Genomic DNA, 25485 nt, shown 5'->3' with positions numbered 1-25485 from the left:
CCTCGTGAAGCACGCGCATGCAGCACACCCCGTGGAGTCGAAGGAGCACGGCCCGGTGGACCTCGTCACCGCCCTCGCCCGCGCCCGCTCCCCGGAGGAGCCCGGCCCCGACACACCCGCCGGGCCCGCCGTCCGTGACTGGCCTGGACCGCCGCGCCCCATCCCGGAGGCCAGCTCCGGAGAGCTGGACCTGCAAGCTCTGCTCCGTCTCTCCCTGGCGGCCTCGGACGGCTCCGGACGGCTGCGGCCCGCCCCCTCCGCGGGCGCGCTGCACCCGGTGGACGCCGAGCTTCTCGTGGGCCCCGGCTGCCCGCTGCCGCCCGGGCGCTACGGCTACGACCCGCTGCGCCACCGTGTGCACCGCATCGGCCCGGAACCCGACGGCACGCTGCCCGGGACGACCGTCGAACTCTCCGTCACCCCGCAGCGCACGGTCTCCCACTACGGCCACCGCGCCTGGCCGCTGATGTTGCTGGACACCGGGCACGTTGTCGCGGCGCTTTGGCTGGCGGGGCGTGTGCTGGGCATGCGCGAGCCAGTGCTTCGACTGGACGGTCCTGCCGACGGCCCTGTGGCCCTAGTGCACTTCGCCCTGCCCGAGGGGACGCGTCCGCCCGACGGGACCCACCCGCCCGAGGAGCGCTCGGCCGCGCACGCGCCCACGCCCCACGAGCTGCTGGCCCGCCGCAGCGCGCCGCCACCGCTGCGGGGCAGCCCGCCCCGAGACGTTCTACGGGCGGTGCTGGCCACCGCCGTCCAGGCGAGCGCCGGTGAGCTCGCCTGGTGCGCGGCCGTCGGCGAACCGCGGCCCGAACTGGTCGAGTTGGCGGCCCCTGACGGCACACTGCGGCGGCTCGCCGCGGGGGAGGCCCGGCCCACGCTCGCCGTATGGGCCGCACGTCAGGGGTGGATCGCGGAGGCGGGCGCCGTCCTGCTCGCCTACGGCTGCCCGTCGGACGCCGACGCCCAGCGGATCCGCCGGATACACCTACGGGCCGGCTTCGCCGCCCACCTCGCACACGTGGCCGCCGTACGACACGGGCTCGCGGCCCGCCCCGTCGGCTCCTGGCAGCAGGCGGACCTGGGCGCCGCGCTCGGCGCCCCACCCGGCCGGGACTGGATCGTCCACGGCCTGGCCCTCGGCACCACCCACTCCGACGAGGGGAAGACCTCGTGATCGTCCACCCCGAGCTGCGCCGCGCCGCACGGCACGCACAGTGCCCCCTGCTCGCGGCCACCCTCCTGCAGGCGGCCGTCACCCTCACCCACCTCGCGCAGGCCGTTCTGCTGGCCGTCGCGCTCGCCGACGTCGCCCGGGGCCGCACGGACCGGCTCCCGCTGCTCCTCGGCGCGGTGCTCGGTGTCGTCGCCGCACGGGCCGGGCTCGCCAACTGGCAGCGGCGCACCGCCACCCGCGCCGGGGCCAGGGTCAGGGTGGCCCTGCGGGACGAACTCCTCGCCCACCTCGGACGGCTGGGACCCGCGCACCTGACCACCGCGCGCGCCGGGGCAGTCCGCACCACCCTCGTCGACGGCGTCGAGGGCGTCGATGCCTACGTCTCCCGCTACCTGCCCCAGCTCCTGATCACCCTCACCGTGCCGCCCCTGCTACTGGCCGCCCTGGCCGCCGTCGAACCGGCCGCCCTCCTCGGCCTCGTCCCCGCCCTGCTGCTCGCCCTGCTCGGGCCGCGTGCCTGGGACCGGCTGCTGGCCAAGCGCGGCAAAGAGCACTGGGACACGTACGAGGGGCTGGGTGCCGACTATCTGGAGGCACTGCAGGGCATGTCCGCTCTGCGGGCCGCGGGCGCCGTCGGGCGCACCCGGGAGCGGCTGGAGAAGCGGTCGGCGGCGCTGCACCGGGCGACCGTCGCCAAGCTGCGCGTGTCCCTCGTCGACACCGGCATCACGGACCTGGCCATCCAGGGCGGCACCGCGGCCGCCGCGCTCCTGGCCTGCTGGTCGGCCGTCACCGGATCCACCGCGGCGACCGGCACCTACCTGGTGCTGCTGCTGGCCTCCGAGTGCTTCCGGCCGGTCCGTGACCTGTCCCGCGAGTGGCATGCCGGGTACCTGGGCGTGTCGGCCGCGGACGGACTGGCGGCGCTGCGTACCGCCGAGCCCGCCGTACCCGACGAGGGAACGGCACCGGCGCACTGGACAGGCCCGCCCGAACTGCGTTTCGAGGACGTCGAGTTCACCTACGACGGTGCCGAGACGCCGACGCTCCACGGTGTCACCTTCACCGCCGAGGCGGGACGTACGACCGCGATCGTCGGCCCGTCGGGCGCCGGCAAGTCCACGCTCCTGGCGCTGCTCCTGCGCCACCACGACCCGCAGGGCGGCCGGATCACCCTCGACGGCCGTGACGTGAGCGCGTACGCGCTCGACTCGCTGCGGCAGGGCATCGCCGTCGTCTCCCAGGAGACGTATCTCTTCCACGCCACGATCGCCGACAACCTGCGCCTGGCCCGGCCGGACGCGACGGACGACGAGCTGATGCGCGCGGCACGAACCGCCGGCATCCACGACGAGATCGCAGCCCTTCCCGATGGCTACGCCACCGTCCTCGGCGAGCGGGGCGCCACCCTGTCCGGCGGCCAGCGGCAGCGGCTCGCCCTCGCCCGGGCCCTGCTGGCCGACGCGCCGGTCCTCGTCCTCGACGAAGCCACCAGCGCGGTCGACGAACGCCGCGAGGCGGACATCGTCCGTGCACTGCTCGCCGCCGCGGGCGGCCGGACCATCCTGGTGGTCGCCCACCGGCTCGCCGCCGTCCGGCACGCCGACCGCATCGTGGTGCTGGACGACGGACGGGTGGACGCCGTCGGCGAGCACACCACCCTCGTCGAAGCCGGGGGCGTCTACGCGGAGCTCGCCAAGTCGGGCCGCACGTACGAAGGAGGGCTCGTCGCATGAGCAGCACCACAGACTGCGGCACCACAGACTGCGGTACCACCGAGCGCGGTCCCGCCGACGTGCCAGCGCGCGGCTCACTGCGCGCCCTGCTCCCCGCCCTCGCCGGGCACCGCGCCATGATGGCCCGTACCTGCGCCGCCGCGCTGATCGAACAGGGTTCACTGGTCACGTTGCTGACGCTGGCCGCGCACACCGTCGGAACCGCCGTCATCGAGGATCGCGCCCCCTCGGCCGGTACGGTCACCGCGCTCATCCTCCTCGTCCTCGTACGCGCCCTGATGACCTGGCGCGAGATGGACCTCTCGCACGACCTGGCCTACCGGGTGCTGGCCGAACTGCGCGTGCGCGTCTTCGACGGGCTTGCCCGCAGCGCGCCCGCCCGCGTCGCCGGCCGGCGCAGCGGGGACCTCGCCGCCACCGCCATGGCCGACGTCGAAGCACTGGAGTTCTTCTACGCCCACACCACCGCCCAACTCCTCGCATCCGGGGTGGTGTTCACCGGCGGGGCCACTGTTCTGGCCACGGTGGAGCCCTGGCTGCTGGTGGCGGTGCTGCCCGTCGCCGCGCTGCTCGCCGTGGCGCCCTTCGCCAACGCGCGCGGACGCGCGGCGCGTGGGGCCCGCACCCGGGCAGCCGCCGCGAAGCTGTCCGCCGACACCGTGGAGACGGTCGACGGGCTGCGCGAGCTGCTCGCCTTCGGTGGGCTGGCCGAGCGGCGGACCCGTCTCGCCGAGCAGGGCCGGCGGGTGGGGGAGGCCCAGCGTGCCGAGGCCACCTGGGAGGCCATGGCCGCCGCAGTCCGCGACCTCCTCATCGTGCTCGCGGTCCTCGGCGTGGTGGCCGCCGCCGCGCAGTCCGTGACCTCCGGGCGGCTGCACGGCGCATGGGCCCCGGCGGCGATGGCGCTGGCACTGTCCGTGCTGGGTCCCGTCGCCGAGTCGGCCAGGGCACTGAGCCAGGCTGTGGGACTGCGCGCTGCCGCTGCCCGGGTGGACGCAGCCGTGAAGGCCCCCGCTCTCGCCCCGCCGCCCGCCTCACCCCGCCGGCTCCCCTCCGGTCCGCTGGGCGTCCGCCTGCACCAGGTGCGATTCGACTACGGCGGCCAACCCGTGCTGGACGGACTCGAGCTGACGGCCCGCGCAGGGCAGACCCTCGCCCTGGTCGGTGTCTCGGGGGCCGGCAAGTCGACCTGCGCGCACCTGCTGGCCCGCTTCTGGGATCCGTCCGAGGGAGCCGTCCAGCTGATACCCGGCGACGGCGATCCCGTCGACGTGCGTGACGTGAACGATGCCGAACTCCGGCGTGCCGTCGCCGTGGTGGGCCAGGACACCCCCCTCTTCCACGGCACCCTCGCCGACAACCTGCGGCTCACAGCACCCGAGGCGGACGAAGACCTCCTCGCCGAAACGGCCCGGCTGTGCGGCGTCGACCGGATCGCCCCCCTGGACACCCTCGTCGGCGAGCGCGGCTCCACGCTCTCCGGCGGCCAGCGCGCCCGGATCGCGCTCGCCCGCGCGCTGCTGGCCGAACCGAGAGTCCTCGTGCTCGACGAGACCACCGCCCACCTGGACAACGCCAGTGACGCCCAACTCGCCACCGCACTCGGCAAGGAAGGCCGCACCACGATCGTCATCGCCCACCGCCCCGCCACCATCCGCCGCGCTGACCGCATCGCCGTGCTCGAAGCCGGCCGCATCACGGAGGAAGGCACGTGGGATGAACTCACCGCCCATCCCGGCAGCGCGCTGGGCCGCGTCCTGGCGGTCACCCCATCCTGAACTCCGGCCACCCGACGACGGAGCTTCCCTGAGCAACCAGAGGATGGGCCGCGTGCAGCGACGGCCGCCCAAGGATGGACGGCCGTCGCGGTGGTGCCGACTTACGCGTGCGCTGTCTATTCCTGTGCGTGCCGGAACTATTCCTGTGCGTGCCGGATGGCGTCCAGCACGATGTGCGCCACGTGGTCGTCAGTCAGGCTGTACTGGGTTTCGCGTGCCTGACGCCGGGCGGTGACGATCCGGGAGGTGCGCAGCACCCGCAGATGCTGGGAGACCAGCGGCTGGCTCACGCCCAGGGCGTTCACCAGCTCGTGGACGTACTTCCCGCCGCCGGACAGTTCGCGCACGATGCCCAGGCGTACAGGTGAGGCCAGGGCGCGCAGCAGGTCGCTGGCGGCTTGCAGGTCCGAGGCTGGGTCGTCCGTCGGAGAGGGGGAAGCTGTTGCCATATGCAGACATTAGCATATGGCAACGATTTCCAGTTGTGGCTTCCCGGTGCCCGACTGGGGTGCTGCCGGTCAGGCGCGGGTGTCAGTGATCGTCCCAGTGCCCGTCGTGGGCGGCGTGGCGGTGGCCGTCGTGCACGTAGTCGGTGTGGTCCTCGTGCGGGATGGCGACGTGGCCACAGCCCTCGCCGTGCTGGTGGTCGTGGCCATCGTGGACGGCGTGCTCGCCCACGCTGCACTCGTCGACGTGGTCCTCGTGTGCCCGGTGAATGTGGCCGTCGTGGGCGTAGTCGGTGTGGTCGCCGTGCGGGATGGCGACGTGGCCACAGCCCTCGCCGTGGGTGTGGGTGTGGTCCTCGTGCGTGCGGTGATCGGTGGCGGTGGCCATGGGGGGCTCCTTGCTGTGCTGTGCTGTGAGTGCTGTGCTGCGGGTTGCCCGTGATGCTCTCCGGGCTTCGATCCAGACATCAATATATAGCAACTCATGCATGAATTGTGGGGCGTCCATCTGGTTTGTGGTGCCGAAGTTGCGCCCGAGAAGAGGCCAGTTGACGCCGCCCGCGACGAACTACTGCCGCCTACTGCCTCTGCTGCGCGCCGCGGCAGACCGCTGCGTTGCTCGGCCACACGATCCAAGCAGCCCTCGAACCCGCCACCGAACCGGCCGAGGCCACTGTCCGCGCAGCCGCCCACCATGTCCTCGCCGCACTGGCAGACGCTCGCGGCACACTCTCCGGGAACGGCTCGCGCTCGGCTTCCACCTGACCGGCAACTAGCCGCAACTGACCGGCAACGGCCCGCCGGCCGCGACGCGAGCCTCTGTCGCCTGGGCGTTAGGCCCTGTGAAGGGCCCGGCTCTCTCTGTGATGAGCCAGCGCCTCCTGCCGGATCATCGCACCCTGCTGATCCTCCGCAGCATCTCCAGGAACTGTTCCCGCTCGGCTGCCGACAGCGGGGCCAGGAGTTCGTCGTTGGCCCACTTCCCCGCCTTCGTACACTCCTCCAGGCGCCGCTCGCCCGCGGTGGTGAGAGTCACCGCGTTCTTGCGGCGGTCGGCCGGGTCGGGGGCGCGCACGACGAGGCCCGCCGTCTGAAGATCCTTGAGGATGCCGACTACGTCCTTCGGGTCGAGCGAGACCGTCCTGCCCAGTTCCGCCTGGGCGACCGGACCGAGATCCGCGACGGCCGCAAGGACCACGTGATGCCACATCTTCATGTCGTGTCGCGCGAGCGCCTCCGCGACCAGGCCGCGCCCACGGGCCGCCGCCCGGCCGAGGAGCCAGCTCGGGAGGGCACGGATTCGGCTGGGCGCCGGCGGGTTCTCTGCCATGCGCGGCAGCATACCGAGAAAACGTTGGACTCCCCAATGATCTCCTCAATATCGTTGGGAAGTCCAGCGAATCCCAAGGGAGTCGGGAGGCGATCGCGCATGCGGCGCATACGGTATGAACGCATCGGCGGACCCGAAACTCTGTTCCAGGAAGAGGTCCCCGTCCCGGAGCCCGGAGCCGGTGAACTGCTCGTCAGGACCGAGGCGATCGGCGTCACGCTCCCCGTCGTACGCAAAGTGCGCGAAGGTGCGCAGCCCACCCCGCTCGGCGGCGAGCTGGCCGGTGAAGTGGTGCGCGTCGGCGAAGGCGTGAGCGGATACGCGCCGGGTGACCGGGTCACCGGCCTCTGCTTCGGGCATGGGTATGCGGAGTACGCGCTGCTGCACACTGCGATGGCTTCACCGATCCCGGCGGGCGCCACCGCCAGGGACGCCGTCGCCCTGGTCCGCAGCGGTGTGGTGGCCCTCGGCGCTTTGGAGGCCGCGCGCCCGGAGAAGGGCGAGTCGGTTCTCGTCACCGCGGCGGCGAGCGGGGTCGGCCATCTCGCCCTGCAGATCGCTCGGTTAAGGGGTGCCTCACGCGTCGTCGCCGCCGTGGGCGACCCTGCCAAGGCGGACTTCGTGCGCTCCCTCGGTGCCGATGCCGTGGTGACATACGGACAAGACAGCTGGGGCGATCCGGTCGATATCGTGCTTGACGCGGTCGGCGGCGAACTGCTCACGCCCGCCGTCAAGGCGCTCGCGCCTGGTGGACGGCTGGTCGCGTACAGCTCGGGCGGCGGCACCATCGAGGCGTACGACCTCCTCGTGGGCGGCAAGTCAGCCACCGGGTTCCAGGTGGCGATCGTCGCCCGGACCCAGCCACAGCGGTATGAAGGGTGGATCAAGGAGCTGTGGAGGCTGTTCGGTGAGGGTGCCCTGCGACCCACGGTCCACGCGGAGTTCGCCCTTGCAGACGCGGCACGAGCGCACGCGACGATCGAGGGCCGGGCCAATCAGGGGAAGGTCGTCCTGGTGCCCTAGGACACTTGCAGGCGCAGGACGGCCAGGGTGTGGCTTCGACAGCGTGAGCTGGCCCCGCTGGTCAGTGGGTTTGGTGAGCGAGTACCCGCTCCAGCCAGGCCAGCAGGTCGTCCTCGACTTCGGTGCGGTTGGTCTCGTTGAACAGCTCGTGCCGCGCTTCGGGGTAGATGCGGTAGGTGATGTCGGTGAGGCCGGCCTGCCGGTAGCGGTCGACGAGCAGGTCGCTCAGCGTGAGCCCGGCGTTGAGCGGGTCCCGGTCGCCGACCAGGACGTAGACAGGCAGGTGTGCTGGGATGCCCCGGGGCTGCGCGAGTGCTGCAGAGGCGACGGCGACCTGCCGCATTCCCTCGGCGTCGAGGCTGGAGCCGCAGAGTGGGTCCGCGAGGTAGGCGTCGACGGCTTCGGGGTCACGGCTGAGCCAGTCGAACAGCGTCCGAGCGGGCTCGAAGCCTTTGTTGAGGGCGACGAGCGGGTCCCCGGTGTCGGCCGCCTGGTTGGCGATCATCACGTCGACCGCGGTGGTGCCGGCCAGACCCAGGGCGTCGATCAGGTGGGAGTGGTGCAGTACGTACTGCTGCGCGGCGAAGGAGCCGAGGCTGTGACCGAGCAGCACCAGGGGCAAGCCGGGGTGCCGCTCCCGGATGGTCTCGGAGAGTGTCACCAGATCATCAACGAGGCTGTTCCAGCCGTCCTCGCCGAGATGGCCGGGGGCGGCATGCCTGCTGAGCCCGTGTCCCCGGTGGTCGTTGGCGTACACGGCGAAGCCCCGGGCCGTCAGCGCCTCGGCGAGCGCGGCGTATCGGCCGGCGTGTTCGCCCATGCCGTGCGAGATCTGCACCACGCCGCGCGGCGTTCCGGCGGGCTGCCACCCGTGCACGCGGATGCGTACGCCGTCCTTGCCGCTGTCGAAAGTGAACATGATTCTCCTGGGAGAGGGTGAGTGGATAGGCGTGGTCCGTGCCGGTGGGGCGGTCAGGAACTTTCGCCCAGGTAACCGGCCACGATCCGGGACCGGTCCGCTCTCAATTCCCGGGCCGTGGCCTGCACGGTGAGTTCGCCGTGGGACAGGACGCAGCCGCGGTCGGCGACTTCCAGGGCGAGGCCGACGTGCTGCTCGACGAGCAGCACCCCGCAGCCGGAATCGTCGGCGAAGCGCCGGACGACGGGCAGCAGTTCCTCGACGATGACCGGGGCGAGGCCGAGACTGAGTTCGTCGAGCAGCAGCAGCTTGGGGCGACGGGCCAGGGCCCGTCCGAGAGCGAGCATCTGCTGTTCTCCGCCGGACAGCAGTCCGGCCTTGCGGTCCCGCAGGCGGGTCAATACCGGGAAGTAGGCGTACGCCGCCTCCTCGTCGAGCCGTTCTCCCCGGTGTCGCAGCCGCAGGTGTTCCGCCACGGTCAGTCCGGAGAAGATGCCCCTGCCTTCCGGGACGTGTGCGATGCCCCGTCGCGCGCGGGCCGCCGCCGGCACCTGGTCCAAGAGGGTTCCGGTGAAGGTGATGGTGCCGGCGGAGGGACGCAGCAGCCCGGAGACGGCCTTGAGCGTCGTGGTCTTGCCCGCGCCGTTGGCGCCCAGCAGGGCGACGACCTCGCCTGCGCCGACGGTGATGCCGAGGTCGCGGACGACGGGGGCTCCGTCGTAGCCGGCGGTGAGTCCGGCCACTTCCAGGACGGGTGTGCTCATGATGTCTCCGGTGCGCTGCTGGGGACCCCGGGCCGGCCGGTGGTGAGGGAGGAAGGAGTGCCGCCGTCGTGTACGGGTGCGTCGGCGGGCTGGACGGCGGACGCGCCGAGATAGGCGGTGATGACGGCGGGGTCGTCGCGGACCTGGCTCGGGGGTCCCGCCGCGATCACCTTGCCGAACTCCAGGACGACCAGCTGGTCGCAGATGCCCATCACCAGGCCCATGTCGTGGTCGATGAGGAGCAGTGCGGTACCGGCGTCGGCGACGGCACGCAGGCGGCGGCCGAGTTCGGCGCTCTCCGCGGTGTCCAGGCCGGCGGCGGGCTCGTCGAGGCAGATGATGCGGGGGCGGGCGGCCAGCGCCCGGGCCACGCCGACGAGTTTGCGCTGTCCCTGGGACAGCTCGCCCGGGGATGCGTCGGCGAAATCCTGCAGGCCCAGAGTGGTGAGGGCATCGGCGACGGCGGAGGGCGGCGGTGTACGGCGGCCGAAGGTCTCGCCGAACACCCTGACCCAGCTCGGGTGTTCCGCCGTCACGCGCAGGTTCTCCGTCACCGTGAGGTCCTCGAAGAGTTCGCTGCTCTGGAAGGTGCGGGCGAGACCTCGGCGGGCCCGGGCATGCGGTGGCATGCCGGTCAGGTCCTCGCCGTCCAGTTCCACCCGGCCCCGGGCGCCGACCAGTCCGCTGACCGCGTCCACGAAGGTGGTCTTGCCCGCGCCGTTGGGGCCGATCAGTCCCACCAGTTGGCCTTCGGCGACATCCAGGGTGACGTCGCTGAGTGCGTGGACGCCGCCGTAACTGACGCCCAGCGAACGGACCTTGAACATGCTCATCGTGCGACCTCCTCGGGGGCGGGCGCCGTTTCGGCCCCGGCGGTGTCCGACGTGGCGTTTTCGGCGAGGGCCTGGGCGGTTTTCGCCGCGCGGGCGGCTGTTTTGGCCTTCTTGCGGCGGTGGTTGGCGCCCGCGATGCCGTCCGGGTTCGCGATCAGCGTCACGATCAGGGAGATGCCGCCGAAGAGCAGGGCCCAGCTCCCCTTGATGCCGAACCACTTGTCCAGGGCGTGCGGGATGAGTGCCTCGGTGGACATCAGGCCGGCGATGACGGCTCCGGAGACCATCGTGATGCCGCCGATGTACGCGAAGCCGATGAGGCCGAGTGCGGCCAGCGCGGTGAACCGGACCGCGCTGACGGAGCCGAAGTTGTAGCCGTACAGGGTCCCCGCGGCGCTGGCGATGAAAGAGCTGACGGCGAACGCCGCGATCTTCACCCCCCGCACGTTGACGCCTGCCGCCGCGGCCGCGCGCTCGTTGGAGCGGACGGCGAGCATGCGCCGCCCCAGCCCGGTGCGTCTGAGGTTGGCCACGTACAGCCCCAGGGCGACGGCGACGGACAGGACGAGGAAGCCGAAGAGGGGGCTGGGTTCGTTGCCGTCCAGGCCGCGGAAGGCCGCCCCCGGACCGAGGTCCACCCCGAACAGGCGGGGAGGGAGCACGGTCACTCCGGCGGTGCCGCCGAAGGAGGTGTTGGTGAACAGGGCCTGTTCCATCGCGAGCGCGGCGGCCAGCGTGACGACGGCCAGGCTCACGCCGCGGACCCGCAGGGCGGAGATGCCGGCCGCCACACCGAGCAGGGTGGCCAGGAGGGTCGCGCCGAGGGCGTTGAAGGGGAAGGGGATGTGCAGTCCTGTCGCCAGGTGGGACAGGACGAAACCGGCGGTGCCGGAGAGCGCGAGCTGCATCACGGAGATCTGTCCCACGTAGCCGGTGATGACGACGTACGAGAGGACGATGATCGCGCCGATCAGCGAGTTCGTCAGCGCCTGGCGGAAGTCGAACGGCAGCACGATCAGGGCGAGGGCGGCGGCAGCGGTGGCCAGTACGGCCGGTCGTAGCAGTCGGTCCGGCAGCGGTACGGCGGGCAGCCGCTGCTCGACGAGTTCACCACGGCGCGGCAGGCCCGCCCCCTTCACGTAGAGCGCGATGATCATCAGGATGAAGATCAGCAGCTGCTGGAGTCCGGGCATGGCGTTGCCGTTGTCGGTCGGGAACCAGCTCTGGGTGGACAGGTAGTAGACGACCGACTGCATGACGCCGATGAGGATGCCGGCGCTGCAGGCGATCCACAGTGAGGTGAAGCCGGCGAAGAGAGCCGCCGCCAGGGCCGGGACGACCTGCAGCGGGAGCGTGACGGAGTCGACCTGGACGATGGGCGCGGCCAGGACCCCGAGCAGCCCCGCGATCAGCGCGGACAGCAGGGTGTTGGCGAGGGAGACGCTGTTGGGCGACAGACCGGCCAGCAGGGCCGCCTGTTCGTTCTCCGAGGCGGCGCGGGTGGCGAGCCCGAACCGGGTCCACCGGTACAGGGCCCCGAGGGCGAGCGCGACGGCGATCACCAGCCCGGCGAGAGGTGTGTGCCACGACGCCGCTTGACGGCCGTGGACATACAGCGGGTGGATGCGGCCCCGGCGGGAGGGTCCGGACGAACCCAGCAGCGCTATGTGGTTGTCAGGACCGGGCGACTCGTCATCAGGCGGGGTCTCCGGTGCGGCCGCGGTGGAGTACGCGAACCTGGTGTAGTGCGGGCTGTCCTGCGGAGGGGTAGGCGGGGGCGGCAGTCGGCCGCTGCCGTGGTTGACCAGCCGTACGATCCCGTCGGCGGCCGTGGAGTGCAGCAGCCAGCCGGGGGCGGGCAGGGCCAGACAGCGGTCCGCGGTCTCGACGGGGCCGGGTTCCTCGGGCGCTGTCCACACCGCGTGGTCGGCGGGGAGCAGCAGGCCGAGGAACGCCTTGCTGGCCCAGTACGGGGATGCCGGTCCGGAGTAGGCCTGGGCGACGGGGAGAAAGGACCGGTACCAGCCCAGGCTCAAAAGCCCCTGCTCGTCGGGCACTCAGCGGTCGGCGAAGTGCTTCAGGGCGCCCGAGGCCAGGCGGCGGGTGCGGCCCGGCGGCAGCGGGGTGGCCTCGGCGAGGGCGCCTGCCCACAGGGGAGCGGTGGTGGCGAAGCGGTAGGTCAGGGAGCGGCCCTGGTGGACGGGTGCGCCGTCGGAGCCGAAGAAGTACTGGTGGACGTCGAGGAACTCGCGCAGGCGGGCACGGTGCGTCGCCACGAGTGCGGTGTCGGCACGGGGTCCGGCGATGCGCGCCCACAGCAGTGCCCAGGCGTTGTAGTAGTCGAATTTCTGCCCGCCCCCGTCGGTGTACCAGCCGCCGCCCCGGTACCAGTCGTCCAGGCGTGCCAGTTCATGTTGACCCAGGCGGCCGCCGCTCCGATCACGTCGCCGCCCATGGTGCGGAAGTTGTGCCGGAGCCGGTGGCCACGCCGGCCCTGGTGTGGTCGGCTGGGGCGGGACATCGTGGGCCCGGCACCGCGACCTGCTGGGGTCTTGGGTCAAGGGCGCCCATCTGGAGCCTTTGAGCCCGCTGAACGGACGCGGCGGCGGACCGACGTGGCGCTCGCCCGCCCGACTGCGCCCGGCGTTACGGGCGCCGGGCGAGAACGTCGTCGATACGGGACGTGCCGGCGACCCAGGAAGGTGGCGGCGCCTGGGTCGATGAAGCCGGGGACGGTGTGGAGGTCGTCGCGGCGCGCTTCGAGGGGAAGGCGCCAGATGCCTTCGTGGTGGGCGATGGGGTCGCCGGGTTTGTGGGGTCGCTGGGCGGGGTTCTTGGAGGAGGGTCAGGGCGCGGCTGGGGCATTGCTGGGATGTCTTGTGGGGGCCGCGTCCTGCCGGTTCTATCTCCAACTTGTGTTGTTCCTAGAATGGTGGGGTGGAGGACATCGACGCGATCGCGGCGTTGCAGGATCCGGTGCGGCGCCGCCTGTACGAGTACGTGGCGGCGCAGGGCCGCGAGGTCGGCCGGAACGAGGCCGCCGAGGCGGCCGGGGTGGCGCGCACGCTCGCTGCACACCATCTCGACAGGCTGGCCGAGGCCGGGCTGCTGGAGAGCGGCAGCCGCCGCCTGACGGGCCGCTCGGGGCCGGGGGCGGGCCGTCCCGCCAAGGTGTACACGCGGGCGCGGGCCGAGCGGGCGGTGTCGCTGCCCGCCCGCGACTACCGCACCGCCGCCGAGCTGCTCGCTGAGGCCGCCGAGCAGGCCGGGCTGGACGCCGGGCTCTGGGCGGCCGCGCGGAGCCGTGGCGAGGCCCTGCGCGGCTCGGCGGCGCCTTGCGGCAGGCTCGAAGAGGCCATGGAGATGCTGGCCGCCCGCGGCTACGAGCCGTACCTGGAAGGCGCCGAAGACGCCGGGGGGGCGACCGGGGCGGGTGCGCGGGTCGTCCGTATGCGCAACTGCCCCTTCCATGCCGTCGCCGAACGCTTCCCGCCGCTCGTCTGCGGCATGAATCTCGCGCTGCTGGAGGGGCTGCTCGGCACGGACGGTCCCGTCCGTGCCCGCATGGACGCCCGGCCGGGCGAGTGCTGTGTGGTGGTCGAGACTTCTAAAAACAATCGTGATTGACATAGAAGGGGGGCCGTGCTGGGATGTGGCCATGACCGCATCCGCGCATGGCGCCCACCTCGCCGAACTCAACGTCGCCACGCTTCGCCACCCCCTCGATGACCCGCGCATGGCGCCGTTCGTCGAGATGCTCGACCCGGTCAACGCCGCCGCTGACGGCGCGCCCGGCTTCGTGTGGCGGCTCGTGGAGGAGGGGGCGGCCGACGCCACCGCCCTGCGCCCGGCGGGAGAGGACGTCATCGTCAACCTGACGGTGTGGGAGACCCAGGAGGCCCTGTGGGACTTCACCTATCGCAGCGGGCACCTGGAGGTGATGCGGCGGCGACGCGAATGGTTCGAGCGGCACGTCGAGGCGCATCTGGTGCTCTGGTGGGTCCCCGCCGGTCATCTCCCGAGCGTCGGCGAGGCCCTGGAGCGGCTGGCGGACCTGCAGGCGCACGGGCCGTCCCCACGCGCGTTCACCTTCGCCTCCTCCTACACCGCCGCCGAGGCCGCCCAGCACCTTAAGGACGTGCCGCCGGCGCAGCGTGAGCCGGCCGCCCGGAGCGCGCGGCCGGCGTCGGCCGGGGACGCTGCGGCGGTGTAGGGCGACTTCGGCACCCCATGCGTCCGCGAGCACGCCTGCTTCTCTGAACTGCCGGCGGCGGCGCGCCGGCGGCTGCCGGTAATCCAGTGGCGTCTCCGTGGATGAGCCTCATAGGTTGTGCGCTCGTGACTGATGACCCCCCGACGATGCGCCCGAATCCTCACGACCTCGGCCGGGTGTTCAACGAGGTGCCCGAGCTCTACGACCGGGTCCGGCCGGGGTACCCCGACGAGCTGTTCGCGGACCTTGTCGCCGTCACCGGCATGGACGAAAGGTCGTCTGTGCTGGAGGTGGGCTGCGGTACCGGTCAGGCGACGCGTTCGCTGGCAGCGCTCGGATGCTCAGTGACCGCCGTCGAGGCGGGCGCGGACATGGCCGCACTCGCTCGCCGCCGGATGGCCTCCTTCCGCAACGTCGAAGTCGAGACGTCGACGTTTGAGGAGTGGGACGACCGCGGTCGACGCTTCGATGTTCTCGTGGCTGCGTCGTCGTGGCACTGGGTCGACCCGTCGATTGGCTGGCAGCGAGCGCACGACGTGCTCTCTCCCGGAGGTTGGATGGCGCTGCTCGGCCACGTCGTTGTCCGCCGGCCGGGAGAGCCGGAGGTGTACGCCGAGACCGCCGATCTCCACGAGCGGTTCTGCCCCGGGAACCCCGACTGGGGTCATCCGCCCCTGGAGGACGACGTGCGCACCACCGACGAGGGCTGGGGACTGGTCGAGGATCCCGGAGGATTATTCGGCCAGGCGATCGTGCGCTGGTATCCAACCGTTCAGTGGTTCAACGGTGACGGCTTTGCCGATCATCTTCGCTCGTTGTCGCCGTATCGCAGGCTCGACCGCGACGTCCGTGAGCCCCTGCTCGACGCCATCGCCGAGCGCATCCGCACGCGGATGGGCGACCGAGCATCACGCCGTTATCTGAGCGTCCTGCGTGTCGGACAGCGCGCCGAGTGAGGCCAGGGACTGACCTCTGAACTACCGGCCGCGGCCTGGTCAGCAGCTGGAGAGGGCTCTTTCGCATGCGAACAGGCGTACCGGTGGTCGCTGGTTGGCGTGGTGACTGTGGGGTCGGTGTACGTGTGTGCGGCGGTCGTGCGTATGGTCCTTCGGAGGGTTGGGGATGTCATGGCGTCTGGGCCGGGGACTCCATGGCACGGCGGGCCGGGATGCACGACCTGCCGCACGCCGAGCACGGCAAGAAGGCCCAGACGAAGCTGACCCGGTACGACCGGATGATGGCCCGCCGCAAGCCGAAGAAGGGCCAGGTGGCCTCGAAGGGCTACCGGGAGGCGAAGAAGTGGCGGGCGAAGGCGTACAAGAAGGTCGCCAGGCAGCGTGAGGACACGGGCCGTAAGTGGGCCAAGAAGGTTGTCTGCGACCACGACGCCATCGCCGTCGAGGACTTCCGCCCGAAGTTCCTGGCCAAGAGCACCATGGCACGCAAGGCCGCCGACGCCGCCATCGGCGCCACCAAGGCCGCTCTGATCGAGATGGGCCGCAAGCATGGGCGAGACATCCGCCTCGTACATCCCGCGCACACCACGATGGACTGCGCGCACTGCGATGCGAGAGCCAAGCACGCACTGCCGCTGGGTGAGCGCACCTACACCTGCACCGCCTGCGGAACCGTGTCACCACGGGACAAGAACTCCGCACGCGTGATGCTCGTCCGGGCTGGTCTCAACCCGGCTGGCGCTGATGGCGGAAGACCACCTGGAGCGCTGCTCCAAGAGGCAGCCTGAGCCAGGGATCCCCTCCCTTCAAGGAGGGGAGGATTCAACTATGGCGATCTGTTCCCGACGATGCGGTGCAGCGATGGAAGGCCATACCGAGGCCAGGTGTACACCAGGGACGAGATCTTCCAACTGATCGATGAGTACGGTCTGCCGCAGGACTGGAACCCCGACGGAAGCCAAGGGCCCGAGCGGTACATCGAAGCGCAGATATGGGACGACGCGCTGCTGGCCGGCTTCCTGGGCCAGAGCGGGTGAGCGGGCGGTTCCGGGCGGCCTCACTAACTCCTCGCCCGCGGCTCTGACCTGCATGGGGCCGTCGGCGGCCCGCAAAGGATCGCCGGCATCCTACGGTTGTCACGGGCAGCGCGGTCTCGTCGAGACTGTCTCCATGGTGCGGGATCAGCAGCGCCGCACGCCCTCTCACCTGCGCTTTCATCGGAGCCGCCCGGGCGGCGGCCTCCGCCTCGACCCGGTCCTGCCCGGCCAGACGGTGCAGCACCCGTTCAGCGATCGCCAGCTCCTCCCGCTCCGCCTGGGCCGGCTGAAGCTGCTGGCCCAGCTCCTCGGCGCGGTCGGCTGCCGTGTGGCGGCAGCCGACGCCCTAGACGTGCGCCTGTTCTTGCGCGCCCCGCTGCGGCTGTTGAGCGGTGACCGCATTCTGCGAACGCATCACGAGCAGCGTGGTGAGTCCACCGACCGCGGCGACGATCGCGGCGCCGGTGAATGCAGCGCTGAAGCCGTTGGTAAGAGCGGGGAGGTTGCCGAGTTCCTCCGCGCCCATTGAGGTGGCGAGCGCGGTGAGCGCGGCGAGCCCGAGCGCAGAGCCGACCTGGTAGGTGGTGTTGACGATGCCGGAGGCCAGTCCTGCCTGCTCGGCTGGGGCGCCGGACATGGCGGCCATCATCGCGGGAATGTACGCCAGCGACATGCCGAGCGCGGCGACGAGCGAGGCCGGCAGGACGTCTACTGCGAAGGTGCCGGTCGGTTCGACGGCCGACAGCCACAGCAGACCGGCGGCGAGGACGAGCAGGCCGCCGCCGATGAGCGGCTTGGCGCCGAAGCGGGCCAGCAGCCGCGCCGTGATCGCGGTCATGAAGACCATCAGCAGGACGGTCATCGGCAGCAGCGCGGCGCCCGAGGCGAACGCCCCGTATCCGAGCACCTGCTGGAGGTAGAGGTTGAGGAAGTACCACATCGGGATCCACGCGGCGCCGAGCAGCGTCATCGCCAGGTTCGCCGAGCCCAGCCGTGGCACGCGCCAGATAGCGAGCGGCATCAGCGGCTGGCCCACGGACTTCTGGATTACGAAGAAGAGGACCAGCAGGGCGGCGGCGCCGACGAGTTCGAGTACCGTCTGCGTGGAGCCCCAGCCGACTTCCGGGGCCCGTACGAGGGCGAAGACGGCGAGGGCAAGTCCGGCGGTGACCGCGGTAGCGCCGAGCACGTCGACCGCACCCCGCTTCGGGGCGACGGCCGGCAGCAGCTTGACGGCCGCGAGGGTGGCGAGGCCGATCGGGATGTAGATGATGAACACCCAGGGCCAGCTGAGCCACTCGGTGAAGACGCCGCCGAGGAAGACGCCCGCGGTGCCGCCCGCGGGGGCCGCGGCGCCGTAGAGGGCCATGGCCCTGGCGAGTTCCTTGGGGTCGTGGGCGAAGAGCATCATCAGCAGGGTCATCGCGGAGGGCGCGATGAGCGCGCCCCCGACGCCTTGGACGGCCCGGCCGACGACCTCGACCCACGCCGTCTGCGCGGCGGCCGCCACGACCGAGCCCGCAATCAGCACGGTCCAGCCGGCGGTGAACACCCTGCGGGCGCCGAGCAGGTCGGACAGGCGCCCGCCGAGGAGCAGCAGTCCGCCGAAGGCGATGACGTAGGCGTTGAAGACCCATTGCAGCTCGCCCTGCGAGAAACCGAGGTTTCTCTGCATCTCGGGGAGCGCGACTCCGATGATCGAGGTGTCCATGATGACCATGAACTGGGCGGTGGCGAGCACGATCAGCGCCCACCAGCGCCGAGGGTTGACGGGTGGCATTGCTTTTCCTCTCCGATATACGCCCAAGGGGTATTAAGGGCAGGCACGTGTCCCCCCGGTGGGGAAAGAGGGTGGGGGTTCGCGTGCTGGTGCAGTCGGTGGACTACCGGTCGGCGGGCTGGAAGCCGCGCAGCCTGAGGCTGTTGCCGACCACGAAGACCGAGGAGAAGGCCATGGCCGCGCCCGCGATCATCGGGTTGAGCAGGCCGGCGGCGGCGAGCGGCAGGGCGGCGACGTTGTAGGCGAAGGCCCAGAAGAGGTTGGACTTGATGGTGGCGAGCGTCTTGCGGGACAGGCGGATGGCGTCCGCCGCGATCCTCAGGTCGCCCCGCACCAGCGTCAGGTCGCCGGCCTCGATCGCGGCGTCCGTACCCGTTCCCATCGCCAGGCCCAGGTCGGCCTGGGCCAGTGCGGCCGCGTCGTTGACGCCGTCGCCGACCATCGCGACCGAACGGCCCTCGCTCTGCAGGCGCTTGATGACGTCGACCTTGTCCTGCGGCATGACCTCGGCGATCACGTGCTCGGGAGCGATGCCCACCTCCGCAGCGACCGCCTCGGCGACCGCCTTGTTGTCACCGGTCAGCAGGATGGGCGTCAGGCCGAGGGCGCGCAGCCGCTTGATGGCCTCCGGGCTGGTCTCCTTGATGGCGTCGGCGACCTCCAGGACGGCGCGGGCTTCGCCGTCCCAGGCGACCGCGATGGCCGTACGGCCCTTGGCCTCCGCCTCGGCCTTGGCGCGCTGCAGCTCCACCGGCAGGGTGATGGCCCACTCGGCGAGCAGCTGCTCGCGGCCGACGAGGACGGCGTGCCCGTCGACGATGCCCTGGACGCCGAGGCCGGGGATGTTCGCGAAGTCCTCGGGGGCGGGCAGGGTGCCGATGCGGGCGGCGGCGCCGGAGGCGACGGCCTGGGCGATGGGGTGCTCGGAGGAGTGCTCCAGGGCGCCCGCCAGGCGCAGGACCTCCGCCTCGTCGGTGCCTTCGGCGGTGTGGACGGCGAGCAGGGTCATCTTGCCGGTGGTGACGGTGCCGGTCTTGTCCAGGACGATGGTGTCGGCCTTGCGCGTGGTCTCCAGGACCTCGGGTCCCTTGATGAGGATGCCGAGCTGGGCGCCGCGCCCCGTGCCGACCATGAGGGCGGTCGGCGTGGCCAGGCCCAGGGCGCAGGGGCAGGCGATGATCAGGACGGCGACCGCGGCGGTGAAGGCGGCGGTCAGGCCCGCGCCGTTGCCGAGCCAGAAGCCGAGGGTGCCGAGCGCCAGGGCGATCACGATGGGGACGAAGACCGCGGAGATCTTGTCGGCGAGCCGCTGGGCGGCGGCCTTGCCGTTCTGCGCGTCCTCCACCAGCTTGGCCATGCGGGCGAGCTGGGTGTCGGCGCCGACGCGGGTGGCCTCGACGACCAGGCGGCCGCCGGCGTTCAGCGTGGCCCCGGTGACGCTGTCGCCCGTGCCGACCTCGACCGGCGCCGACTCGCCGGTGAGCATGGAGGCGTCCACGGCGGACGACCCCTCGACGACCACACCATCGGTGGCGATCTTCTCACCGGGCCGTACCAGGAACCGGTCGCCGACCTTCAACTCGCCGACCGCGATGAGCTCCTCGCGGCCGTCGCGCAGCACCGTGACGTCCTTGGCGCCCAGCTCCAGCAGAGCCTTCAGCGCCGCCCCCGCCTTCCGCTTCGACCGCGCCTCGAAGTACCGCCCGGCCAGGATGAACGCCGTGACACCGGCGGCGGCCTCCAGGTAGATGTTCCCGGCGCCGTCGGTGCGGGCGATGGTGAACTCGAAGGGGTGCGTCATGCCGGGCGTACCGGCCGTGCCGAAGAACAGCGCCCACAGCGACCACAGGAACGCCGCCGACGTGCCGACGGAGATCAGCGTGTCCATGGTGGCGGCGCCGTGCTTGGCGTTGGTCCAGGCGGCCTTGTGGAACGGCCAGGCGGCATACGTCACCACGGGCGCCGCCAGGGTCAGCGAAAGCCACTGCCAGTACTCGAACTGCAGCGCCGGCACCATGGCCATTGCGATCACGGGAACGGTCAGGACGACGGCGGCGGTCAACCGCTGTCGCAGCGGCCGCAGTTCGACGCCCTCCTCCCGCGCCGAGCCCGCACCGGACGCGGACTCGCTGGTGCTTACGGGCTCGGGCTGGGCCTCCTGGGCGGTGTAGCCGGTGGCCTCGACCGTGGCGATCAGGTCCGCGACTGTGACGTCCTCCCGGTAGGTGACCTTCGCCTTCTCGGTGGCGTAGTTGACGGTGGCCTCGACACCGTCCATGCGGTTGAGCTTCTTCTCGATCCGGGCGGCGCACGAGGCGCAGGTCATGCCGCCGATGGCGAGTTCAGCCTCGGCGGCGCCGGGCGTGGTGGTGGTCATGTCAGCTCCTCGCAGCTCACGGACGCGATATACGGCAGGTACGGAGGGCGGGGCCGGAGAGCGGCGGCCCCGCCCGGGTCGTGCGTCAGGCGGGCACGCGGCCGGCGAAGTCGTAGCCGGCCTCGTCGACGGTCTTGGCGATCAGCGCGTCGAACGCCTCGTCGGGCTCGGCGGCGGTCGTCACCGTGACCAGACCGGTACCGATCTCGACCTCAATCGCGGTGACCTCCTTAAGGGCGCCCACGGCCTTGGCGACGACGCCCTGGCAGTGGGCGCTGCCAACGCCGTTGACCTTGTAGACGGCCTTGGTCTCGGCCTGGGTGGGGCAGCTTCCGTCGGTGGTGCAGCAGCCGGACATGGGGGTCCTCCTCAGACGATTTAGATACCCCATGGGGGTATCCTGCGGCGCCGCTAACATATACCCACAGGGGGTATTGGACGCAAGGGGTCGTTCCCGCTTGACTTCATACCCCTAGGGGGTATGTTGGCGAGCGTTGAGAGAGCCACCGACGGGCGGTGGTAAGACCCAGGAGGACACGTGAACACTGGAGTGCGGATCACTGCTTTCGCCGCCGCGCTGGCCGCCACCTTCGGCACCGCCTACGGCGTGGGCAGCAGCGTCGGCCAGATCTCACCCGAGCCGAAACGCCCGGCTCACAACAGCCACGCGGCCGCTCCGGGCGGCGACGCGAGCGAAAACCACGAGCAAGGCCATCAAGCCGCACCCCCTGGAGGACTCCTGGTCTCCGACCGGGGCTACACCCTCGACCTGAAGACCCCGAGCATCCCGGCAGGGAAGCCCGCGGACCTGCAATTCACGGTCGTCCAAGAGGCCACGGGACGTGCGGTCACCGCCTACAAGCGCGAGCACGACAAGGAACTGCACCTGATCGTCGCCTCACGCGACCTGACCATCTACCGCCACCTGCACCCCTCCCGCGCCGCCGACGGCACCTGGTCCACGCCCGTCAACCTGCCCAAGGCCGGCAGCTATCGCCTCTTCGCCGACTTCACACCCCGCGGCGGCGACGGGCTCACCCTCGGTACCGACCTTGCCGTGTCCGGCACCTACGCCCCCGCCCGTACCCCAGCCCCGAGCGCGACAGCCAAGGCAGACGGCTACGAGGTCCAGCTCCACGGCCAACTGGCACCCGGCAAACCCAGCGAACTGACACTGACCGTGACCAAGGACGGCAAGCCGGTGCGTGACCTCCAGCCCTACCTCGGCGCCTACGGCCACCTCGTAGCGCTGCGCTCCGGGGACCTCGCGTACCTGCACGTCCACCCCAACGGCGAGCCCGGCGACGGCAAGACCAAGCCCGGTCCCGAGGTCTCCTTCACCGCAACGGCGCCCAGCGCCGGCACATACAGGCTGTTCCTCGATTTCAAGCACGGCGGTGACGTCCACACCGCAGCATTCACGGTGCGCGCCGAGCAGACGAAGGACCGGCCCAGCGCACCGGAAACGTCCTCGGCGCCCACGCAGAACGAGACATCAGGCCACACCCACTGAAGCAGGCGAACCAACCGATCCGGCGGGGCACACGAACGCCTTGTGCCGTGGGCGTCGGGCTGGGCGGTGCTCAGTGCGCCCAGGCGCTTGGGTGGGGTGGCCGTGGTGACGGCTTCGAAGCGCTGGCGGCGCAGCCTCTCGGGGCGTTCAGGTCGGCCCTCGGGCGGCGGCGTCGCGTGCGGATCGCAATGCTTTGATCTGCTCACCGGTCGCTGCCTCGGCGAGGAATGCCTGGCCCAGATGGCGGCCGGTAGCGGGTGCGCGCCGGCCTCGGATCGGTCGCGGATGGGAAGTCAGCGGGGCAGGTAGGCGTGGACTGGCTGAGGCAGCCGGATGGTGATGAGCCTGGAGCGCACACCGCTGTCGACCAGCTGTCCTTCCGAATCGAAGGATCCGACCCCGAAGTCGTTGTCGTTCGCGACCACGAGCGTGGACGGGTCGGCGAGCGTGATGCCCTCGATCTTGCCGGGTGCAGCTGCTCGCCGATCTGCTGCAGCCGTGGGTCGATCTCGACGGTGTCCACCCGCCGGGCGCCGTGTGCGACCGCGACCGCGACGTCGTTGCCGTTGCCCGCCCCGATAGACCGCGCCACCTCAGCGTGAGGGTTGGACAGCGCGACCTACCGAACCCCGCATACCCAGCCCCTCACGCCGCGGCCCAGTGGAGTTTGAGGTCGGCGAGTTGCTGGAGCTTGTCGGCGGTGAGTTTGGCGCGCCTGGTCACCGAGGCCGCCACTGGATCTCCCGACCCCAGCAGGCTCCAACGCTGGGGTGCCTCCGTCGTTGGCATCCTGAACTCGCCCGTTGTCAGGGAGCACTGGGCAGTGTGCTCGCCGCGTACACCTCCTGGACGGGGTCCTTGGCCGGTGCCGTGCTGAAGTCCGCCGCCGCGGGCCGTGTCTGAGTACATGCGTCGTCGTGCACTACCAAGCCGGGCGCTCCTTGTACTGCGACCCGGACCGTTGCCGAATCGACGGCCTCGGGACTTGCGGCGAGGCCGTCGTCGTCTACGACCATGTGCCAGTTTCAGCATGTCAGATGGGGTCGGTGCTTCTCAGCCCTTGCCAGTCTGTTCCTGTCCTTGTGGGCTCAACTCGGCCTCGACGAGGCCCCGGTGAGCTGCGCCCCTGTCAGGTGGGGCTCGGCGGCCGGCTCAATGGACGATCCGGTAGAGGTGTTCGGGACGGCCTGTGGCTCCGTAGCGAAGTTCTAGGCGGACCATGCCCTCCCGCACGAGGTACGAGAGGTACCGCTGGGCCGTGGCGCGGGAGACGCCGGTGAGTTCGGCGGCCTGGGCTGCGGACAGGGCGTCGTGGGTTGTGCGGAGGACCTGGTGCAGGAGGGCGAGGGTCGGCGCGGAGTGCCCCTTGGCCGGGACCCGGGGGACGGCCGGTGGCCGGGCGGCGCTGAAGAGGGCGTCCACGTCGGCCTGGTCGGTTCGAGGGGCCAGGCCGAGGGCGTCCACGCGCTGCTGGAGTTCGCGGTAGGCGGTGAGCCGCTCGGCCAGGTCGGCGGCGCCGAACGGCTTGACGAGATAGCCCACGGCGCCGAGCTTCATGGCCGTCCGTACCGAGGTGATGTCCCTGTCAGCGGTGATCATGATCGCGTCGGGGCGGGCGCCGCCCTCGTCTCCACTGAGTTGCCGCAGCACGTCGAGTCCACTGCCATCCGGCAGGAAGACGTCGAGCAGCAGCAGGTCGGGGCGGAGGGTGCGCGCCGCGTCCAGCGTCTCGGCCACGGTCGTCACCCGGCCGACCACCTCGAAGCCCTCGACGCGGGACGCGTAGTCGCAGTGGATGTGGCTGACGTGGAAGTCGTCGTCCACCACCAGGGTCCGGATCATCCGCGGTCACCTCTTGTCGGCGAGGCCATCGTGAACTCTGCGTCTGCTGGTACGCGGGTGGCGTCCGGCAGCGGCAGTGCGACCGTGAAGACCGCGCCCGGCCCCTCGCTGACCGTGATCGTCCCGCCGTGACGCTGTGTCAGCCGGTGCACGAGGGCCAGCCCCAGCCCGCGCCGGGCGGTGCCGCGGTCGGGCCGGGTCGACCAGCCGTCCTCGAAGATCGACTCGGCGGCGCCCGGTGGAATCCCCGGGCCGCTGTCCTCGACCCGCACCATCACCTGGTCGACGGCCTCGACCAGCGAAAGCCGCACCTCGCGGCCACCGCCCGGGGGCGGTCCGCCTGCCGCCGCGTCGATCGCGTTGTCCAGCAGGTTGCCGACGATGGTCAGCAGTCGGCGCAGATGCGGGGGGTCCTCGCCGAGCGCGGAGTCGTCACTGAGCACCATCCGTACCCCGCGTTCCGCGGCCACCGTGGTCTTGGCGACGATCAGCCCCACGAGGAGCGCGTTGCCGATCCGTTCGCGGACGGACTCGGTCAGCGCCTGGTCGGCGCCGGCCGACTCGACGGCGTACTGGTAGGCGGCGTCGTGGTTGCCGATGTCCAGCAGCCCGGCCACGGTGTGCATGCGGTTGGTGAACTCGTGCTGCTGGGCGCGTAGGGCGTCGGTCAGCCCGCGCACCGAGTCCAGTTCGCGCAGCAGCCCGATCAGCTCGGTGCGGTCGCGTACGGTGACCACCGCGCCCAGTTCACGGCCGTGCAGCCTCACCGGCATCCGGTTGACCACCAGGCAGTGGTCGTCGGTCAGCACGCTCAGGTCGGTGCCGGTCAGGGTGCCGTCCAGGGCGCGGCGCAGCCGCCCGTCGGGCAACACCTCCTCGAGCCTGCTGCCGAGCGCCGTGCCGAGGCCGAGCAGGTTGCGGGCCTCGTCGTTGATCACAGTGATCCGGCCGTCCGGATCGAAGGCGATCACGCCTTCCCGGATGCCGTGGAGCATGGCTTCGCGATCCTGGAGCAGTCCGGCGATCTCCTCGAGTTCCAGCCCGAACGTCGACCGCTTCAGCCGACTGGCCAGCAGGAACGCCGCTGCCGAGCCGAGCGCGACGGCGATCGCGGCATACAGGCCGAAGGTGGGCAGCTCCCGCCACAGCTCGCCGAGCACAGCGCGTTCCGGGAGGCCGGCCGACACCTCGCCGACCAGCGTGCCCGTGGGCCCGTAAAGCGGAGCCTTGCCGTTGGCGGACCGCCCGGTCGCGCCCTGGTCGGAGCCCACGTGGGTGCCGCCGTCCAGCACCACGATCGGATCGCCCACCGGCTCGCCGATCAGCGCCGGGTCGGGGTGCGAGTGGCGGATGCCGTGCAGGTCGATCACGACCACATACGACGCCCCCGACGCCTTCCGGATCCGTTCGGCGACGGTCTGCACGATGTCGCCGCCACCGCCGTACTCCAGGGCCCGCTGGATCTGCGGCTCGGCGGCCGTGGTCTGCGCGATGGCCAGCGCCCGCTGCTCGTAGGCACGGTCGATCTCGCCTCGCTGGGCGAACGCGAACAGTATGAAGCCGATGGCTCCGGTGAGGGCCAGGATGGCCAGTTGGTTGGCCAGGATCCGCGCGGAGAGCCTTCCCTTCCCGCCGCGGCCGATCCGGATACGGATGGGCATCACAGGTGCCTTCGCCCTTGTCGTGCTGCCGGGCTCGGCCCCTTCGCCGCACCCGTGGTGGCGTGATTGTGTCCCACCGAGGGCAGCTTGCCCACCCCCC

General features: G+C 71.4%; 21 protein-coding genes and 2 pseudogenes. 10 read left to right on the top strand and 13 right to left on the bottom strand.

Translation table 11 applies throughout. From position 1 onward, the window contains the following. Window positions 1-4: 4 nt before the first annotated feature. From STSP_RS32955 to STSP_RS32945, 3 genes are read left to right on the top strand one after another with little or no spacing between them, the layout of a single operon-like run. On the top strand, window positions 5-1177 hold the full coding sequence (locus STSP_RS32955) for a nitroreductase family protein (protein WP_107441476.1): 1173 nt from the start codon (window positions 5-7) through the stop codon (window positions 1175-1177). Beyond that, entirely contained in the window at window positions 1174-2913 is a 1740-nt protein-coding gene (locus STSP_RS32950; RefSeq protein WP_067284696.1) for an ABC transporter ATP-binding protein/permease, read from the top strand. Before STSP_RS32955 ends, STSP_RS32950 begins: the two co-directional genes overlap by 4 nt. Further along, window positions 2910-4691 carry an ABC transporter ATP-binding protein gene (locus STSP_RS32945; RefSeq protein WP_067284695.1) on the top strand — a complete coding sequence of 594 codons (1782 nt, stop codon included), beginning with the start codon at window positions 2910-2912 and terminating at the stop codon, window positions 4689-4691. Before STSP_RS32950 ends, STSP_RS32945 begins: the two co-directional genes overlap by 4 nt. A 137-nt stretch (window positions 4692-4828) precedes the next feature. Here STSP_RS32945 and STSP_RS32940 read toward each other — a convergent pair whose 3' ends face one another. The 3 genes from STSP_RS32940 to STSP_RS32930 form a co-directional block, all read right to left on the bottom strand. After that, window positions 4829-5140, bottom strand: a complete 312-nt coding sequence (locus STSP_RS32940; RefSeq protein ID WP_067284694.1) for an ArsR/SmtB family transcription factor — start codon at window positions 5138-5140, stop codon at window positions 4829-4831. A gap of 82 nt (window positions 5141-5222) precedes the next feature. Further along, the gene (locus STSP_RS32935; RefSeq protein WP_067284693.1) at window positions 5223-5525 is read right to left on the bottom strand and encodes a hypothetical protein; all 303 of its coding nucleotides are present in this window, start codon (window positions 5523-5525) and stop codon (window positions 5223-5225) included. A 501-nt stretch (window positions 5526-6026) separates the two neighbouring features. Continuing rightward, a complete protein-coding gene (locus STSP_RS32930) occupies window positions 6027-6467 on the bottom strand; it encodes a MarR family winged helix-turn-helix transcriptional regulator (RefSeq protein WP_067284729.1) in 441 nt (146 codons plus the stop codon). Between the two features lie 99 nt (window positions 6468-6566). Here STSP_RS32930 and STSP_RS32925 point away from each other — a divergent pair, with 99 nt between their 5' ends. After that, complete coding sequence (locus tag STSP_RS32925) at window positions 6567-7490, top strand: quinone oxidoreductase family protein (protein ID WP_067284692.1); 924 nt, start codon at window positions 6567-6569, stop codon at window positions 7488-7490. A gap of 61 nt (window positions 7491-7551) precedes the next feature. Here the strand turns inward: STSP_RS32925 and STSP_RS32920 are convergent, their stop codons facing one another. The 5 genes and pseudogenes from STSP_RS32920 to STSP_RS41390 all read right to left on the bottom strand — a co-directional run. Beyond that, on the bottom strand, window positions 7552-8409 hold the full coding sequence (locus STSP_RS32920; RefSeq protein WP_067284691.1) for an alpha/beta hydrolase: 858 nt from the start codon (window positions 8407-8409) through the stop codon (window positions 7552-7554). Window positions 8410-8462: 53 nt separating this feature from the next. After that, window positions 8463-9173, bottom strand: coding sequence for an ABC transporter ATP-binding protein (locus STSP_RS32915; RefSeq protein ID WP_067284690.1), 711 nt, complete (start codon window positions 9171-9173; stop codon window positions 8463-8465). Further along, window positions 9170-10006, bottom strand: coding sequence for an ABC transporter ATP-binding protein (locus STSP_RS32910; RefSeq protein ID WP_067284689.1), 837 nt, complete (start codon window positions 10004-10006; stop codon window positions 9170-9172). Before STSP_RS32910 ends, STSP_RS32915 begins: the two co-directional genes overlap by 4 nt. Further along, window positions 10003-11568, bottom strand: coding sequence for an ABC transporter permease subunit (locus tag STSP_RS41395; protein WP_408646395.1), 1566 nt, complete (start codon window positions 11566-11568; stop codon window positions 10003-10005). The genes STSP_RS32910 and STSP_RS41395 overlap by 4 nt, the downstream gene beginning before the upstream one ends. Before the next feature lie 15 nt (window positions 11569-11583). Continuing rightward, window positions 11584-12414, bottom strand: a pseudogene (locus tag STSP_RS41390) (DUF2264 domain-containing protein); the annotation flags it as partial. 529 nt (window positions 12415-12943) lie between these two features. On the opposite strand from STSP_RS41390, the gene STSP_RS32895 reads away from it, so the two are divergent. The 5 genes and pseudogenes from STSP_RS32895 (at window position 12944) to STSP_RS37865 (ending at window position 16212) form a co-directional block, all read left to right on the top strand. Beyond that, entirely contained in the window at window positions 12944-13633 is a 690-nt protein-coding gene (locus STSP_RS32895; protein WP_067284688.1) for a helix-turn-helix transcriptional regulator, read from the top strand. 31 nt (window positions 13634-13664) lie between these two features. Next, window positions 13665-14219, top strand: coding sequence for a DUF3291 domain-containing protein (locus STSP_RS32890; RefSeq protein ID WP_067284687.1), 555 nt, complete (start codon window positions 13665-13667; stop codon window positions 14217-14219). A gap of 125 nt (window positions 14220-14344) precedes the next feature. Beyond that, window positions 14345-15175 (top strand): class I SAM-dependent methyltransferase, encoded by an 831-nt coding sequence (locus tag STSP_RS32885; protein ID WP_232789883.1) that lies wholly within the window; start codon window positions 14345-14347, stop codon window positions 15173-15175. 215 nt (window positions 15176-15390) lie between these two features. Next, window positions 15391-15963: pseudogene (locus tag STSP_RS32880) on the top strand (RNA-guided endonuclease InsQ/TnpB family protein); the annotation flags it as partial. Between the two features lie 96 nt (window positions 15964-16059). Next, on the top strand, window positions 16060-16212 hold the full coding sequence (locus STSP_RS37865) for a hypothetical protein (RefSeq protein ID WP_198547487.1): 153 nt from the start codon (window positions 16060-16062) through the stop codon (window positions 16210-16212). 346 nt (window positions 16213-16558) lie between these two features. On the opposite strand, the gene STSP_RS32875 is transcribed toward STSP_RS37865, so the two are convergent. From STSP_RS32875 to STSP_RS32865, 3 genes are all read right to left on the bottom strand, one after another. Beyond that, on the bottom strand, window positions 16559-17992 hold the full coding sequence (locus STSP_RS32875; RefSeq protein ID WP_067284685.1) for an MFS transporter: 1434 nt from the start codon (window positions 17990-17992) through the stop codon (window positions 16559-16561). A gap of 103 nt (window positions 17993-18095) precedes the next feature. Beyond that, entirely contained in the window at window positions 18096-20369 is a 2274-nt protein-coding gene (locus STSP_RS32870) for a heavy metal translocating P-type ATPase (RefSeq protein ID WP_067284684.1), read from the bottom strand. Window positions 20370-20454: 85 nt separating this feature from the next. Beyond that, complete coding sequence (locus STSP_RS32865; protein ID WP_067284683.1) at window positions 20455-20727, bottom strand: heavy-metal-associated domain-containing protein; 273 nt, start codon at window positions 20725-20727, stop codon at window positions 20455-20457. A 180-nt stretch (window positions 20728-20907) separates the two neighbouring features. Between STSP_RS32865 and STSP_RS32860 the strand changes: the two genes are divergently transcribed. Beyond that, window positions 20908-21882, top strand: a complete 975-nt coding sequence (locus STSP_RS32860; RefSeq protein ID WP_067284682.1) for a hypothetical protein — start codon at window positions 20908-20910, stop codon at window positions 21880-21882. 1152 nt (window positions 21883-23034) lie between these two features. Here the strand turns inward: STSP_RS32860 and STSP_RS32855 are convergent. Beyond that, window positions 23035-23724 (bottom strand): response regulator, encoded by a 690-nt coding sequence (locus STSP_RS32855; RefSeq protein ID WP_067284681.1) that lies wholly within the window; start codon window positions 23722-23724, stop codon window positions 23035-23037. Then, on the bottom strand, window positions 23721-25385 hold the full coding sequence (locus STSP_RS32850) for an ATP-binding protein (RefSeq protein ID WP_067284680.1): 1665 nt from the start codon (window positions 25383-25385) through the stop codon (window positions 23721-23723). The genes STSP_RS32855 and STSP_RS32850 overlap by 4 nt, the downstream gene beginning before the upstream one ends. Window positions 25386-25485: the final 100 nt, after the last annotated feature.

It is taken from the genome of Streptomyces jeddahensis (assembly GCF_001642995.1).
Classification (GTDB): Bacteria; Actinomycetota; Actinomycetes; order Streptomycetales; family Streptomycetaceae; genus Streptomyces; species Streptomyces jeddahensis.
This window is presented reverse-complemented; position numbering and strand designations above follow the sequence as displayed.